Origin of the sequence: Cytophaga sp., from assembly GCF_051961495.1 — a bacterium.
In the GTDB taxonomy this organism is placed as follows: domain Bacteria; phylum Bacteroidota; class Bacteroidia; order Cytophagales; family Cytophagaceae; genus Cytophaga.
Genome location: NZ_JBQCDF010000188.1, coordinates 1 through 15,905, shown reverse-complemented (window position 1 = coordinate 15,905; position 15,905 = coordinate 1). Strand labels below are relative to the sequence as shown.

The window sequence follows — 15,905 nt, the reverse complement described above, 5'->3', positions numbered from 1 at the left end:
TAGGCAGTAATTTAATTAATATCCGCCTTTGTTCAAATAAATTCCACTCTTACAAACAAGCCAAGGAGGATAAAAATCTGGCATAATATTGGCACATTCAAAAGAATTCACCCCAGCTTTTTATATTGCTCTTATTATGCCAACATTCAAAGCCCATTTCATTTTCTTTTTATTCATTCAATATCTCCTCATTTATAACGTCCGGGGGCAGGGCTGCAGCGACGCGGGCTTTTGCACCTTAAATGGATTCAAGCCTGATATTGAAGACTCCACGAACCAGATATATAAAAATTATCTTTCCGTAGGTTTTTCTCAGGGCGAAGCTGACTATTCAATTTCTGTCTTAAGTGCGTACATTGAATATCACAGATCTGTATCCGAAAAGATCAGCGCCGACATTAAACTCACTGGAATGAATCATACCGACACACATATCTCCACCACCGGGTTCTCAGATCTATATCTTAATACTGGTTATACATTTTTGAAAAACACAACAGCTTTGGCAGGATTTAAAATTCCACTCCAGGATGGAAATAAGGTGAATGACGAAGGCACCTCGCTTCCCATGGATTACCAGGCCAGCCTTGGCACACTTGATGTGATTCTCGGCCTGAAATACGAAGTAAAAAAACTATCTGTTACAGCAGGTTTACAGCAACCTATGATACAAAATAACAATCATTATTTATCAGAAAATTATCCTTCAAACTCACCTTTTAAGAATTTCCAATCTACAAATAATTATAAAAGAAGCGGTGATGTATTGCTGCGTATTACTTATCCGGTGAAGATTACAAAGCATTTTACAGTTTCTCCAAGCGCTCTTGCAATCTATCATTTGAAAGATGACCGATATACTCCGGCAACAGGACCAGAACAATCAATCCAGGGTTCTCAAGGATTGACATTCAACGGAACCCTTTATTTTGATTACATTCTCAGTGAAAAAAGCAGTATTGATCTGAACATGGGCAAGCCGTTTATAACAAGAAAGACCAGGCCCGACGGATTAACACGCGAATATATTATTACGCTGGAATATAAATTTAAATTTTAGAAGTTACCATCTGTAATTGTTATATGCTACTCGTCCCGGTCATGTTTCACCCAGATAAGCTGGTCGGGTATTGTAGCCCAGTGAACGGGCCTTTTCCAGGTATTCCCCGGTTATTTTTTCCGGTATATTTTTTTCGCGTGACAGGAGCCACAAGTATTTCGTATTCTCGCCCGCAACCAGTGCGTATTTATATTCTTCATCAACTGCAACAACATTATAGCCGGCATAAAACGGACCGAAAAACGAAACCTTCAGTCTTCCCTCCTGCGGATCCGAAACAGACTTTGCTTTGCCGATACTTTGTTTCCATTTTCCTTTCAGGGTATCATATCCTTTATTATCCACTTCGATTCTTCCTGCATCATCCAATGAATAGGTGGCAGTCACATTATCCAGATTCCGCTCCCAGGAATAATCCAGCCGGGCAATTTCATACCACTTCCCGAGATATTTATTTTTATCAAAAGGTTTAACAACTTCGAAATCCTTCCCTTTAGGCTTCATGGCCGACAATACCAATAATACCGATGAGGCAATCAGCAACGACTTAATCATAAATGTCTTTTTCATAGCTGGCTTCGTTAAATAGTAAATCCGAACGCATCCCTATACAATAATATCAGATCTAATAAGTAGTTTTTTCGTTTTGTTTTGCGGGCTCTTTCTCAGGCAGCTTGCCTGTTTCAACATACTGCTTAAAATTTGCGATATCCTGTTTGATCATTCTTTCAAACCGTGGTGTAAACAGCGCCAGCACTTTTTCCCCTGCAATACCCAAAGGTGCCTGATAGCTGATTACCACATGCAGCACAGTACCCAATACGCCCGCATCTTCAAAGGTAACCTTACCGGCATTTTGAATGGTTGAATCAGGCAGAGAATTCCAGGCAATTACTTCACCTGGTTTTTCATTTACAATCTCAGCTTCCCAGTGTATACTGCCTAAACCACCTGGTATAAAAGCTTCCCAATCAGATCTGCCGCCATCCTTCTGTTTAACACTTTTCAGATGCTTCATAAACAGCGGTAAATTTTCTAACCTTCTCCAGAATGAATACACTGTATCAACCGGCCTGTTCACAATCACAGATGTTTCAATATTTATATTTTGTACCGGATCAGGTAATCTTCTTTTACCCGCAGCTGCATAAGCCGGACAATAGCCCGTAATACCTCTGTACAATAAAAGTCCGGCTGAAGCAAGTGCCGCATAGTTTTTAGGCTGGTTCTTTAATGAACGATACATGAAATACGAACCTGCCAGTACTGATGCAATGCGCTCTGTATTGGATACATTGATATTTGATTTCTTTTCCATAGCTGTAGGGTTTTGATTGAATAATTCAATTTAATTTCTCAGAACCCTATTAACAAGCTTAAATGGCGAACTTATAACGATTCTTTAAAATGTTGTAATTGCATTTTCTAAAAAATAAATGTAACTTATAATATATGGACCAACCACTCCTACAGCTATGGAACAGATAACAACCAACACCCGAATCTTAAAAATCAATCATGCAATTTTAACGGAAGCTTCCACATTCAACCACGCTTTATTTCACGGCCTGGTAACAAGTATGCGTGAGCATATTAAAGACCGCAATGCTGAAGTTGAAATTTACATAGACGACTTCAACGGAAATCATGTAAATGGAGAAGAAACCGAACACTTGTTTGATTCTATTGAAGCACTTGATGAATGGCTAAAAAATACGTATCCAAAAAATTTTTAATTCTCTGAGATGAGAAAAATGACACTTTAATAACTATTTACCGGTAAGTTTTATATAATAATCCGTTTGTTTATAAGCTGGGTTTCATTCTGATTTTTATAGAATTAATCCCATAATGGACGGACTTGCCTATTATTTTTTAATTTATACACTGCAGGAACACCCAAATATTTTTATTCATTCTTTTCAGGTTGTATATTAGTACTACATCCCCAAGAAAAAATACTAATGCTAAAGTCCTACTATTGCATCACTTACAATTTCAAAACCAGAGATGACGGCAGAGTTATCTATTTAAGGCTTTTACTTTTTGCCCAGAATCAAAATATTCACAAATGCAATTCCAAAATCATTATTGCTATCAGCAAAGAATACGATTTTGTTGAATATGAAATGGAATATTTAAGCCCGTCGCACCTGGATAAATGCGGGTCCGAAGATAAGGTTACACGCTATGGCTATCGCTTTCCCTTTAAAAGCAATCCAATTAAAATAGCGCTGCGCCATTATCAGGTTGATACCAAAACTGCTCATCCGCATTTTAATTTTGCGGAAGACACCTTTAATACGCTGGAAGAGCATGAGATACTTGTAAGCACTACTAAATCCAGTTCAGAATATTTAAAGGCAATTGAAGTAGTTCAAAAATCCACAACCGACAGACAAGAATATCCAATGATCTGCCTGGACAATCTTGAACAGTATCTTCTGGTTAATGAATGAATTGTATAGAAGGAGTACACCTTCTATACAATTCATTTTTTTAGTCTGTCGAATGATTGGACCCTGCCCCGGAAATCTTCCATTCGCCAATCATCGTATTCATCGGCGTCTGTGAACCGGTGTCTTTTAACAGTTTTTTTATTACCGCTATTGTTTTCCCACTTTTCATCCCGAAAAGCATTTTTGTACATCTTGTTATTTTTCATATGCTGATTTGTAAAATGTTTGATATCATTAATCTGACAAGCCTGTAATCGGAATAGGAAAAATCAAATTCACCAACGTGCTGCGATGTGCTTTCGAGACATGATCTATAAAAGCTTCCATACTTTGTCGCAATGCATGCACATATTTTTCATCTAGCTTAGCTAAAATTTTTGAAATGAACGTCAGCTCTGTTTGTATGACAGCCTCCCTTTCATGCCTTCCTTCAGGCAAAGCGGCATCTATTTCTACGAGGCGTTTTTCAAAAATTTCATCCTGCTCACTATAAAATTCTTTCAGCAGAGGTTCGCACACGGATTTTTTCGCATGATACAAATCTACGGCAGCCTTCTTTTCCTCTTCGTCCAGCAGCCCGTCTTTATTAGCTGCCAGCAAGGTGATATAAACAGGATAATTAAGCAAAGAAGTTTTTTCTTCTTCTGAAATAGTTTGAAATATGCTCATAGGTTTACTGATTTATGAGCACAATTTCTCATTTTCATAAAAAATTACCTTATATGGTTTTTATGAAAAGTTGTATAAATCACATCTACGGCATGTTTTTAATAGTTACTCATTTTAAAAATATGCTCTGAAAAATGTATATTGTCGATACAGCCCATTATCTATTGAAAGCTATGCTGAAATATTTATTCATATTAAGTGCAGTATTTCTTAGTTGCACTGATTTTAGCCATAACGAAACTGTTTCCGTTCAACATCCATCAGATTTTGATACAACAAGCCTAAAACACAATTCCCCGGATTACATGTTGGCGGATTCGTTCAGGGTGGCGAAATTACGGGAATATACAGCCACATGGAACAAAAGCTGTTTCCCTTTACCAGTAGGAAAGTTTTTGCTGCGGACATATACAGGCGACCGAGGTTATGATTATATAGCAGCAAATTTTGATTCATTAACAGGAAAAAAATCTACTGAAAAAGAGCGTAGCGCCGGTGCCCCATGCGCCTGGAAACAGTTATTCAAATCGGGCATCACATATGAGATTTCAAGCTGCCAGGCTAGTGGCGCTGCTGTTGAAATACATACCCAATGTCCGGATAAGACAGTATTGATGCGACTCGTAGATATTCTTTTTTATCAGGCAGTGAATAACTGGAATGCCGATTCAACTATCTATTCACCAATTCTGGAAGGACCGGGATTTTACTATTACATTGAAAAAAATGAGCAGGGAAATTATAATCTGAAATATACGTATGACAATTAAATCCAGGAACTTTAAAATCGATTTTACAATTTTGAAAATCAACAAATTAATCCTGTTAATAGATTCTTTCTAAGCTTGCTTAAAATCTGTATAATATTTTGAATTTGCTTCATCGCACTTGTATTTTCCGGCATTTAATTTAAATACAAATTCCTTATTCTAAGAGAAATCCATCCATTTTCTATCTATAAAATTATACCATTACTCTAAAGAAATCTACAAATGGTCGTAATTGTATTTTTTTGTCAGTATTTATTTTACCTTTACGAATATGTTAATTTTACATTATGATGAAATAATGCTAAATTATTATATAGAAATAGAAAAGCTCCAAATATTGAATTGTCATTTTATAGTCAGTCAAAATAAACCACTTATCCAGATCATCCATTACCGGAATTTACAGCCCCAACCTATCTAACATGTACTTTCAGGTTTATTATAATGCTACGAAATACTAAAAATAACCTAAGGATAATAACATTAAAAACCATTTCTATTTTTACTGCTCATGGTAGAAATAAACAGGGTAAATTTTCATTTTGGTATTTCATCCGTTTTTGTTTCTCTAATATCGGCTTTCGTTTATTTTTTAAATATTCCATTGAATCGTTATCCATTTTATTCAATAAGAATTTCACTTTCCTGAAAAGCCTGGTTAATCCGAAACTTGAAAAATTAAACATAACTATTTTTCCAAACCAGTATGATATTGCTACGGAAATAAAAAAAATTCATTTTCCTAAAACGGATTCTCCTAAAGTCTCAATTATCATTTGTGTATACAATAATATAGCATTCACATGTAATTGTCTGCGGGCAATCATGGAACATACCGGTCCTGAAGTAAGCTATGAAGTGATTGTAATTAATGATTTTTCTTCCGATGAAACAGCAGAGCTTTTAAGCAAGGTTCCAAATCTTCGCCTGCATAACAATAATCACAATTCTGGATTTGTGCTTTCCTGTAATCAAGGAGCCTCTCTGGCCAAAGGGAATTATTTGTGTTTCCTGAACAATGATACCGTAGTGCAAAAACAATGGCTCACTTCTATGATTGAACTTATTGAAAGTGATAACCAAATAGGTATCGTAGGTTCGAAGCTGGTCTTTGGTGATGGCGACCTTCAGGAAGCAGGCGGTATCGTGTGGCAGGATGGTCAAACCTATCATTACGGAAGACGTGGTTCCATATCCAATAAAAAATACAATTACATACGTGAAGTTGATTATTGTTCAGGGGCATCTTTCCTGATCTCTAAAGCTGACTTTGAACAATTAAAAGGTTTTGATGAAATGTATACCCCGGGCTATTATGAAGATACAGACTTGTGTTTTAGCATAAAGTATACATTAAACAAAAAGGTTGTTTATCAGCCGGCATCAATAGTTGTCCATTATGAAGGCGTCACTTCCGGCACAAATATGAATGCCGGCATGAGACGATACCAGCAGATCAACGCACAAAAATTTAAAGATAAATGGAAAAAGCAATTACAATCAAAATTGCCGAATTCATTTATGAATTTAGATGATACTTTAGTAAAATATCAAAACACCGAAAATGCAAAGCTCATCTAAATGCTTGATCATTGTAGGCATGCACAGGTCCGGAACCTCGTTCACTACATCCCTTCTGCAAAAAGCAGGCTTAGACATTGGTGATAAATTACTGCGGGCCAGTGTAGGCAACGATCTGGGTCATTTTGAAAATGAAGATTTTTTAACCTTCCATAAACAAGTTCTTACACAGCAACATCTTAATGCCGACGGCTGGTCGTTGAATACAGTTCAATCGCTCAATCCAACACAAAAAAAAGAGCTTGAATCCATTATTAAAAAAAATGAATCTGCTTATTGGGGCTGGAAAGACCCGCGTACAACCTTATTTTTAAATGTATATAAAGAACTGCTGCCCAATGCTGTTTTTTTATTTGTCTATAGAAAACCCTGGGAAGTAATCGATTCTTTATTCAGAAGAAGCACCGACATAGAATTAGTTAACCAACCGATATCAACGTATAATAGCTGGCAGTTTTACAACCAACAGATACTGGACTTTGTTAAACAAAATCCTCAACGTTCTATATTGATTGATATAGAGGACGCCATGCAGCAAAGCGAAAAACTTTTCGAATTGCTGAATACTTCTTTTGAATTCAGATTAAATGCTCACACGGCAAATATTTTCAACAGCAAAGAATTCAATAATAACAAAAACCAAAAACAGCATTTCTTTTGCGAAGAAGTATTCCCCGATTCCATACAACTCTATAAAGAATTGCAATCATATTCTTCTATCAGGCCTCTGCAGGAATATACACCATCCGGAGGTACTGCCGCTATGTTGATTGATTGGTGGAAAGATTCTGCTGAACTTGCGGGCACCCGGAAACAATTAAAAAGTAAAGGAATTTCTTTTACTACATTACCCGCCACATTACAACAATTAACTATTGACAACGAATCCTTGCAGGCTGAACTCAACTGGATCACGCATTCAAAATGGTGGAAGATCCGGAACATGCTAAAGAAATTTCTCAACTAACGAATAGCGTTGGAATCAACCAAATTTCTAAATCAACAATGCTCAAATGAGTACGCTCCTTTCTCTTTATAATAAAATTGTTCAAAAATTTAATTCACAGTTTTCCAATCCCCGCGGTGAATTTGAATTACGTTTACTGTTGAAATATATTTTTTCAAAGGAGGTCTTACAAATTCCTGGTTGGATGATAAAAAAAATCGCTTACAAATACATCAAAACACGAAAGGTTTCATCCAAAGGCCTTCTTGAAGGATTGTCTTTACCCAGCCTGCCTGATGACAAAACCATTGTATTCAAACAGCATGCAGCACCTGACGTTTCCATCATTATTCCAATATACAACCAGGCTGCATACACTATTAATTGCCTGAGTGGTTTATACCATAACATCAGTAACAGATATACCTGCGAAATCATTGTTGTGAATGACCAATCGACAGATAACAGCCTGCAATTGCTGACAGAAAAGTTTTCAGGCATACATGTCATCACCAATGCAAGTAACCTGGGCTTTGTACGTTCCTGCAATGCTGGTGCTGCACAGGCAAAAGGCACATACATTTGTTTTCTGAATAATGATACATACGTACAGCCCAACTGGCTGGAAGTGCTTGTTGACCGCATCAAACCTGATAATTCTATTGGTCTGGTTGGTTCCATGCTGATCTATCCAAACGGAGAACTCCAGGAAGCAGGTGGTATAATCTGGAATAACGGAAACGGATATAACTTCGGGAAACATGATCACAGATATGCTTCTACATTTAACTATGTGCGGGAAGCCGATTACATCTCAGGAGCAAGCATCTTGTTAAGAAAAGAAGATTTTAATGCCCTGGGGGGCTTCGACGAATTATTTGTACCCGCTTATTACGAAGACACAGACCTGTGTTTCAGCGTACGTCACAAATTGAATAAAAAAGTTGTTTATTGTCCGGCTTCGAAAGCACTGCATTACGAAGGCATAACTTCGGGCACCAATCTGAATGCTGGTGTAAAAAAACATCAGGTAATCAACAAGGAAAAGTTTTTAACTAAATGGAAAAAAGAGCTTGATGCATATTACTTCAATGAAGATGTTAAAAACATTCCCGCGTCCTTGTTGAAATACTATAAACAGAAACATATTCTGATCATAGATTCTTATGTCCCGTGTTATAACAAAGAATCCGGTTCAAACAGATTGTTCCGGATTATCAAAATTATACAGCAGCTGGGATATAAAATAACATTTCTGCCCGATGACAAAAAAGCGCTGCAGCCCTATACGCATGAACTGCAGGAAATGGGTGTTGAGGTACTATTCAGAAGTAAAAAGTACTATACAAGCATTGTCCGGCAATTAAATGAAATTCTGCCCTCTATAGATATTGCATGGATCTGCAGACCGGAATTATTTGAAAAATATCATCCCGGATTATCAAAAAACCAAAATATTAAATTTATATACGACACAATCGATTTGCACTTCCTGCGATTAAAAAGAGAGAACGAATTATTCCCTCACAAAAAAAATGATTGGAAAGCAGTAAAGAATATGGAACTTTCAGCGGCCGGTAAAGCTACTGTTACCCTTGCAATCACTCCCGCCGACGAAACTATTTTAAGAGATTTACATGTAAAAAATACAGCGGTGATTCCTAATATTCATACCATCCGGTATGATGTTTCAAATAATGAAAGCGGAGAATTTAATAAGCGCTCGGGACTGCTCTTTATCGGTGGTTATAACCATCCGCCCAATACAGATGCGGTAGTGTGGTTGGTTAAACAAATCATGCCGCTGGTATGGAAAAAAATTCCGGACATGAACGTTACCCTATTGGGTAACAACCCGAATAAGGAAGTTTTAAAATTGATTTCAGAACAAGTACATGTTCCGGGTTTTATTGATGACGTTACACCTCACTTTAATGCCCATAAAGTATTTGTTGCTCCTTTGAGATATGGCGCAGGCATGAAAGGTAAAATCGGCCAGAGTCTGGAATTCGGCTTACCTGTTATTTCAACAGGTATAGGCGTTGAAGGCATGAATATGATACATGAAAAAAATGTATTGGTTGCTGAAACCGAACAATCACTTGCAGACTGCATCATTAAACTTTATACAGATGAGCAGCTGTGGAACACACTACGATCTGAAGGACACAATGTTCTTCATCCTTATACAGCAGAACCCATTACAGAAAAAATTAAAACTATCCTGGAATCGCTTTAAGATTCACTAAAATAGTTTTATGCTCAGCATGCAGAATTATTGATAAAAATCCTGAATGCTTGCAATATCACCAATGTGTTTTATCCGGCCTTTCTCTAAAATCATTCCCCGTTTACAGATACGCTGTAACTCTTTCGGGTCCTGGGAAACGAAGATAATCGTAGCACCCGACGCAATAATCTCATCGATTCGCCTGTAACACTTTTCCCTGAAAAATAAATCACCAACGGCAAGCGCTTCATCGATAATAAAAATTTCAGGGTCGTAACACACAGCAATCGCAAAACCCAAACGACTCATCATTCCTGAAGAATAACGTTTCACCTGCATATTCAGCTGATCATGTGTAAGCTCGCTGAAATCGCGAATGATATCGATGGAACGTTTTATTTTTTCCGAAGGAATTCTCATCAGTGAACTGCATAGCTCAATATTTTCATAACCTGTCAGCTCCTGCTCCAGCCCCACCCCCAATGCCAGCAATGGTGCAATGGCGCCGTTCACCTGCAGTTCACCGGAGTCTGGTTTAATAATGCCTGACAATACGCGAAGGAAGGTACTTTTTCCCGAACCGTTTCGGCCCATAATGCCAAAACATTCGCCACGCTTTATTTCCAGATTCAAATCAAACAGCACCTGTTTTCGTACAAATGGTTTCTTGGTACCAAGTGACATCAAAAATTCTTTAAATGATCCCATCCCATGACCTTGTATATAAAAAGATACATTCAGGTCTTTACATGCAATGATGTTTTCTGTATGACTCATAATTATAGATTCGAAACAAAACCTTTTTCTAATTTTGAATAAATGCTTGTACCAATATACATGGATAGTGCAGCAAGCAGTGAAAGTATTCCGAGCTCCGTCCAGGTTAACCACAAACCATTATAGATGACATGATGGATTGCTTCCAGAAAATGCATCAATGGATTCAGCTTATAGTAAACCCTCCATTCTGCAGGAACGATATCAATAACATACGCCACAGGTGTTGCATAGAAGATCGCCGGACTGAATGACATCCAGATCATGTTCACATCCCGGTAGAATACATTCAACGATGCCAGCATCAGGCCAAAACCATAGGTAAACAGCGTAAACAAAATTGTAACCGGTATGATACAAATGAGATTGAAATCAAATTTTGCTCCGAGGAAAAACATCAGGAAAGCAAATGGGATCAATGAAAGTATGAAATTGATAAGTGCACTTGCTAATAAAGATAAAGTAAAAAAATACCCGGGAATATAAATTGATTTTAATATTTGAGCGCCGCTCACAATGGAGTTTGTCATTTGACTTGTTCCGGTACTGAAAAATGTCCAGAACAGGATGCCGGATAAAATATACAATGCATAATTTTCTACAGTAGGGAAAGCTTTGCTGAACACCACATAGAAGATTGCTATATAAATGACCGGATGCAGCAAAGACCAGAAATATCCTAAAATTGAATTCTTGTATTTCAACTTTAAATCTTTAATAATCAATGCTTTAATAATTATTAAATGATCTTCTTTAATAATTCCCATGTTCCGTATCTAAAATCGTTTGACAGTATTTTTATTTGGATATACGCTATCAAAAATAACATTAAATATCTATGTATACATTTAAATTTCACAAAATTAGTAACGCACAACCCGTACAACCTATTTTTCCTTTTTTGCTATTGCATGAATTGGTATTTGGAAAAACGTATGTATTTGGTGAGATTCAACTCTTGAATGCGCTATGCATTCACTTTCTTACTAATAAAGACCTTGTGAACATGAATGTATTATTGATTTTCTACGGTATCTTCCTGATCGGCTGCGGCATTGCTTCGGTGCTGTTTATTGGGGCTAAAGCTAAAACAGCATTAATCTCCGGCGGCAGCTCCGGACTGATCTCTATTCTTGTCGGATACTTTCATTCATATCCATGCACTCCGTTTGCACTGGCAGCCATCGTGGTTCCTTTTATGCTGTTCTTTGTCTTTTCATGGCGTTCAACCAAAACATTCTTTAAACTGATTGAGCTGATTGAATTAAAGGACGCTACCGTACAAACAAAAGCAATAGCCTTTTTAATTATCAGTCTGATGGCTGTTGTTTCTATAGTTGTTGTTGCCTTACAAGTTGTAGGATATGCAAACTATCTGACGGCCCGATGCCCGCTTTAAGCCATTCCGTTTCTGAATCATGAATTGTTAACAGTGCTTAATAAGTAAAGGCCAATTTTAACATGTAATCAGCCTGAATATTAAACTACTAAAATATTACTGGCACTCTCAGCAGAATAATGCCAGCCTTTTTCCATTCGCCCCCTGTTTTTTACCGTTTACCGATTTGTTGTTTTCCTGCTTTGCAGGATTGTGTAAGTTTGAAACAGATTAAACAAACACAAATACTATGGCACATTCATTTTCCGGCAAACGCATCTGGGCAGGCACACTTCTGCTTCTCACCGGAGTCTTCTATCTTCTGTATAACTTCAACGCATTGCCCTTTGTTGTTCCTTCGTATGTATTCTCCTGGCAAATGGCAGTAATACTTACCGGCGTATATTTTCTATACAAATCATTCATGAAGGGTTTGCTTATAATCGCCATCGGCACCTATTTCATTTTACCTCTTACCGGTATGATGCCCCCCATTGATATTGAAAAGATGTGGCCGGCACTACTGATTCTGCTGGGCGTTATCGTATTATTCGGATCAGGATTCAAGAAAAAAAACAAAAAAAATACTACGTCTATGAAAACTTCACTGAATGAAGATTTATTCGAAATTACAACCATCATGGGCGGCGATTCGCGTCAGCTGAGCTCTTACGATTTCAAAGGCGGGAAGATCACAGCCATCATGGGTGGTGTAGAGCTAGACATGACCAATTGTTATTTATCCAAAGAAGGTTGTATCATTGACCTTTCCGTTGTCATGGGTGGAATCAGTTTAAAGATCTCCCGGGAGTGGAACATCAAATCAGAAATCACACCGATCATGAGCGGCATTGAAGACGAAGATCAATACTCTGACAATGTACATATAGATCCGGCAGCAACAATTATTTTACGCGGCAGCGTTGTCATGGGCGGCATTGAAATTAAACGGGCCTAGCGCATGCAACATCCGGTTCTTAAAAGTAAAAAAAATCTGTACATATATGTATCTGCATGGGCACCGGTATTGTGTGCCCATGCATGCATAGACATATATTTTTATGCTGTACCACGCTCATTAAGCCTGCTCGATGCTTTTGTTTCTACGGCATTGTTTGCAGCCATCGGATTGCTATCGTGGTATACGGTACGTTTCATCAGTATAGAAAATCAGCGCATCCCCCTCCACCTCTTCAATCACTTCGCGGCCGCAGGCATGTTTATTTCTCTCTGGTATGTTATTACTAAAGCAATTCTGATACATAGCAGCACCAAAATGGAATTCATAGATTTTATTCTCCAATCAGGTGTATTCCGGATCGTTATTGCCTCATTTCTATATTGTATTCTCGCTTTATCCTATTACCTGTATAAATATTACAGCTCCTATAAAGTGCGTATTGAAAGAGAAGCAGCGTGGAAAACGCTTGCAACCGAAAGCGAACTGAACTTATTAAAATCACAGCTGCAACCGCATTTCATCTTTAACAGTTTAAATTCCATTCATGCTTTGTTATTGCAGGATGTAGACAAAGCACAACATATGCTCAGCAACCTGTCTGGTTATTTACGGTTATCTATTGAAAAAAATAAAGAAAAGTCTGTTTCCTTTAGTGAAGAAATTAACAATGCGCTACTGTATTATTCCATTGAAAAAATAAGATTTGAAAATCGCCTGCATATTGAAACAAATATTGAAGATGACACTGCAGCCTGTAAAGTTCCATTCATGATTATTCAACCGTTGCTTGAAAATTCAATTAAACACGGCCTGTTCGAATCACTTGATCCGGTCACTGTTGAGCTGATTGGATTCGTAAAAGAAAATGCCCTCTACATACGGATACAAAACAACCATGATGCTTCTGTAAAAAAACAACGCGGAAATGGTCTTGGATTGAAACATGTACAACAAAGACTTTTCTTACTATTCGGAAGAAAAAATCTGATGAAAATAAAAGATGAAAACGGTATCTTTCAGGTAGAACTTATTATTCCACAATATTAAAATGTCCGTTGAATAGGATCCGAACCATAATCATAGATGATGAACCTCTGGCAAGAGATGTAATCCGTTTGTTCCTGAAAGAATACGCGGCTTTCGAAATTATTGCCGAATGCGCCAATGGCTTTGAAGGTTTGAAAGCGATCCAGGAACTTCAACCGGATGTTATTTTCCTGGATATAGAAATGCCCAAAGTAACAGGCCTGGAAATGCTGGAACTTTTAGATACGCCGCCCATAGTGGTTTTTACTACTGCATACCAGGAGTACGCCATCAAAGCTTTTGAAATGAATGCGCTTGATTATTTATTAAAGCCATTTATTAAAGACCGGTTCAAAAAATCGATTGATAAAATCATGGATCGTTTGCAATCAAAAGCTGCGGATATTATGCGAGTCAAGGCATTGCTTAAAGAGCCGCCTTTGCCTGAAGGCGGACTCGACCGTGTTGTTGTAAAAACAGCTACTTCCATAAAAATAATTCCAAGCGCTGATATCCGTTATATTGAAAGCCAGGATGATTATGTGATGATTTACACAGAGGAAGGAAAATTTCTAAAAAACCAGACGATGAAATACTTTGAGCAGGCGCTTGCCCCTTCTTTTTTCATCCGTATCCACAGATCATATATAATCAACATCCGTGAGATTCTACGCATCGAACCCTATGAAAAATCGTCGTATCAGATGATTCTGAAAAATAATACAACTTTACCAATCAGCAGAACAGGTTATCGTTTACTGAAAGAAAAACTTGATTTCTAATACAAATGAAAAAGGGGAGCAATGCTCCCCTTTTCTTTTAATCAATGCTATATTATTGCTTAATCAATCTAAAGGTACTGGTTTTACCTTCATAATATGCATTAACAATGTATGTACCTATCGGCAGGCCTGAACCTACATAGATTGTTTGGTTTGTCTGGAACGATGATGATTGCCATACCGTAACACCTGATAAGTTAATGATGGAAATATTCAACGCTACATTGGATGCATACGGAATTAATATCGTTGTCTGGTCTGTAAACGGATTAGCGCCGGTCACAACCCCTGCAGGCGCAGCTAACGTTTGTGTGGTTGCAGCTAATGAAGAACAAACAGAAATATTCTTCATGAATACATTTACTTCACTGGATGGCTGCCCGCTGAATTTTAATTTATAAGATAAATATACCGACCCTGTGGTTGTTGCTGTGATCGTAATTGTTTTTGCAGTGTAAGCAGCAGGCAGACCTGAATTAATTGTAACAGCAGGTTGTGCCAATACAGCACCATTCCACTGCTCTGCTGTTGCAAATCCCACATCTATGCCCGAAACAGCATTTTGAGCATCATTTTTAAAATCAAACGATACCGTGTACGTTTGTCCGTTTACAACATTGATAGATTTTCCGGACTCTATTACCCATAGTTCTGTATTGCCCCATGCCCTGTGTTTAATGTTTATCGCATCAACAGCTGCTACAACTTTCGATCCGTTGTTCTGGTCAGCCCAGCTATTACGCACAACCCATTGAGAAGCCACTGGAACAGCTTCAGTTATACAACCATCAACCGGAGGTGTTGTACCTGTAGTAACGGTTACTGTTACTGGTGCTGATGTAGTTACCGCACCGGCGTTGTCCGTTGCTTTAGCCGTGAACACATATGCTCCGGCAGTCAAACCTGTAATGGTATAATCGTATGGTGCCTCTACATTTGTTGAAGAAGGAATCAAAACACCCCCATTGTAAAACTCAACTTTTGAAATTGTACCATCAGCATCCGCTGCACTTGCAATCAATGTTACCGAAGCAGGGGCAGTATAAGTAGCATTATTGGTCGGCGCTGTTAAAGTAACGGTTGGCGCTATATTCACAGGTACTACCGCAGTCACGGTTACCGTTACCGCTACTGATGTTGTTACCGCGCCGGCATTATCCGTTGCTTTAGCCGTGAACACATATGTTCCGGCAGTCAAACCTGTAATGGTATAATCGTATGGTGCCTCTGCATTTGTTGAGGAGGGAATCAAAACACCCCCATTGT

At 37.9% G+C, this 15,905-nt stretch carries 18 protein-coding genes; 11 read left to right on the top strand and 7 right to left on the bottom strand.

Features of this window, described 5'->3' with window-relative positions; all coding sequences use genetic code 11:
• Positions 1 to 136 precede the first annotated feature (136 nt).
• The gene (locus tag ACTHJT_RS10115; protein WP_440237901.1) at positions 137 to 1,060 is read left to right on the top strand and encodes a hypothetical protein; all 924 of its coding nucleotides are present in this window, start codon (positions 137 to 139) and stop codon (positions 1,058 to 1,060) included.
• Positions 1,061 to 1,099: 39 nt separating this feature from the next.
• On the opposite strand, the gene ACTHJT_RS10110 is transcribed toward ACTHJT_RS10115, so the two are convergent.
• Complete coding sequence (locus ACTHJT_RS10110) at positions 1,100 to 1,630, bottom strand: lipocalin family protein (protein WP_440237900.1); 531 nt, start codon at positions 1,628 to 1,630, stop codon at positions 1,100 to 1,102.
• A 55-nt stretch (positions 1,631 to 1,685) separates the two neighbouring features.
• Entirely contained in the window at positions 1,686 to 2,378 is a 693-nt protein-coding gene (locus tag ACTHJT_RS10105; RefSeq protein WP_440237899.1) for an SRPBCC family protein, read from the bottom strand.
• A gap of 157 nt (positions 2,379 to 2,535) precedes the next feature.
• On the opposite strand from ACTHJT_RS10105, the gene ACTHJT_RS10100 reads away from it, so the two are divergent.
• Together ACTHJT_RS10100 and ACTHJT_RS10095 are read left to right on the top strand one after the other, a co-directional pair.
• Positions 2,536 to 2,796, top strand: a complete 261-nt coding sequence (locus ACTHJT_RS10100) for a hypothetical protein (RefSeq protein WP_440237898.1) — start codon at positions 2,536 to 2,538, stop codon at positions 2,794 to 2,796.
• A gap of 228 nt (positions 2,797 to 3,024) precedes the next feature.
• On the top strand, positions 3,025 to 3,519 hold the full coding sequence (locus tag ACTHJT_RS10095) for a hypothetical protein (protein WP_440237897.1): 495 nt from the start codon (positions 3,025 to 3,027) through the stop codon (positions 3,517 to 3,519).
• Between the two features lie 40 nt (positions 3,520 to 3,559).
• Here ACTHJT_RS10095 and ACTHJT_RS10090 read toward each other — a convergent pair whose 3' ends face one another.
• Together ACTHJT_RS10090 and ACTHJT_RS10085 are read right to left on the bottom strand one after the other, a co-directional pair.
• The gene (locus ACTHJT_RS10090; RefSeq protein ID WP_440237896.1) at positions 3,560 to 3,688 is read right to left on the bottom strand and encodes a hypothetical protein; all 129 of its coding nucleotides are present in this window, start codon (positions 3,686 to 3,688) and stop codon (positions 3,560 to 3,562) included.
• Positions 3,689 to 3,753: 65 nt separating this feature from the next.
• A complete protein-coding gene (locus ACTHJT_RS10085; protein ID WP_440237895.1) occupies positions 3,754 to 4,188 on the bottom strand; it encodes a hypothetical protein in 435 nt (144 codons plus the stop codon).
• Positions 4,189 to 4,493: 305 nt separating this feature from the next.
• Between ACTHJT_RS10085 and ACTHJT_RS10080 the strand changes: the two genes are divergently transcribed.
• From ACTHJT_RS10080 to ACTHJT_RS10065, 4 genes are all read left to right on the top strand, one after another.
• Positions 4,494 to 4,958, top strand: coding sequence for a hypothetical protein (locus tag ACTHJT_RS10080; RefSeq protein WP_440237894.1), 465 nt, complete (start codon positions 4,494 to 4,496; stop codon positions 4,956 to 4,958).
• Between the two features lie 444 nt (positions 4,959 to 5,402).
• Positions 5,403 to 6,539, top strand: a complete 1,137-nt coding sequence (locus ACTHJT_RS10075) for a glycosyltransferase family 2 protein (protein WP_440237893.1) — start codon at positions 5,403 to 5,405, stop codon at positions 6,537 to 6,539.
• A complete protein-coding gene (locus ACTHJT_RS10070) occupies positions 6,523 to 7,506 on the top strand; it encodes a sulfotransferase family protein (RefSeq protein WP_440237892.1) in 984 nt (327 codons plus the stop codon). The genes ACTHJT_RS10075 and ACTHJT_RS10070 overlap by 17 nt, the downstream gene beginning before the upstream one ends.
• Before the next feature lie 184 nt (positions 7,507 to 7,690).
• The gene (locus ACTHJT_RS10065) at positions 7,691 to 9,724 is read left to right on the top strand and encodes a glycosyltransferase (protein WP_440237891.1); all 2,034 of its coding nucleotides are present in this window, start codon (positions 7,691 to 7,693) and stop codon (positions 9,722 to 9,724) included.
• 36 nt (positions 9,725 to 9,760) lie between these two features.
• Here ACTHJT_RS10065 and ACTHJT_RS10060 read toward each other — a convergent pair whose 3' ends face one another.
• Together ACTHJT_RS10060 and ACTHJT_RS10055 are read right to left on the bottom strand one after the other, a co-directional pair.
• Positions 9,761 to 10,492: an ABC transporter ATP-binding protein gene (locus ACTHJT_RS10060; RefSeq protein ID WP_440237890.1), complete on the bottom strand. Its 732-nt coding sequence runs from the start codon at positions 10,490 to 10,492 to the stop codon at positions 9,761 to 9,763.
• A 2-nt stretch (positions 10,493 to 10,494) separates the two neighbouring features.
• Positions 10,495 to 11,259, bottom strand: a complete 765-nt coding sequence (locus tag ACTHJT_RS10055) for an ABC transporter permease (protein ID WP_440237889.1) — start codon at positions 11,257 to 11,259, stop codon at positions 10,495 to 10,497.
• Positions 11,260 to 11,330: 71 nt separating this feature from the next.
• On the opposite strand from ACTHJT_RS10055, the gene ACTHJT_RS10050 reads away from it, so the two are divergent.
• The 4 genes from ACTHJT_RS10050 to ACTHJT_RS10035 all read left to right on the top strand — a co-directional run bounded on the left by ACTHJT_RS10050 (position 11,331) and on the right by ACTHJT_RS10035 (position 14,639).
• Positions 11,331 to 11,891, top strand: a complete 561-nt coding sequence (locus tag ACTHJT_RS10050) for a hypothetical protein (protein ID WP_440237888.1) — start codon at positions 11,331 to 11,333, stop codon at positions 11,889 to 11,891.
• A gap of 229 nt (positions 11,892 to 12,120) precedes the next feature.
• Complete coding sequence (locus tag ACTHJT_RS10045) at positions 12,121 to 12,828, top strand: LiaF transmembrane domain-containing protein (RefSeq protein WP_440237887.1); 708 nt, start codon at positions 12,121 to 12,123, stop codon at positions 12,826 to 12,828.
• Between the two features lie 3 nt (positions 12,829 to 12,831).
• Positions 12,832 to 13,878 (top strand): sensor histidine kinase, encoded by a 1,047-nt coding sequence (locus ACTHJT_RS10040; protein ID WP_440237886.1) that lies wholly within the window; start codon positions 12,832 to 12,834, stop codon positions 13,876 to 13,878.
• Positions 13,879 to 13,886: 8 nt separating this feature from the next.
• Positions 13,887 to 14,639, top strand: coding sequence for a LytR/AlgR family response regulator transcription factor (locus tag ACTHJT_RS10035; RefSeq protein ID WP_440237885.1), 753 nt, complete (start codon positions 13,887 to 13,889; stop codon positions 14,637 to 14,639).
• Positions 14,640 to 14,691: 52 nt separating this feature from the next.
• Here the strand turns inward: ACTHJT_RS10035 and ACTHJT_RS10030 are convergent.
• Positions 14,692 to 15,905 (bottom strand): Ig-like domain-containing protein (locus ACTHJT_RS10030; protein ID WP_440237884.1); only part of this gene is annotated, 1,214 nt, incomplete at its 5' end.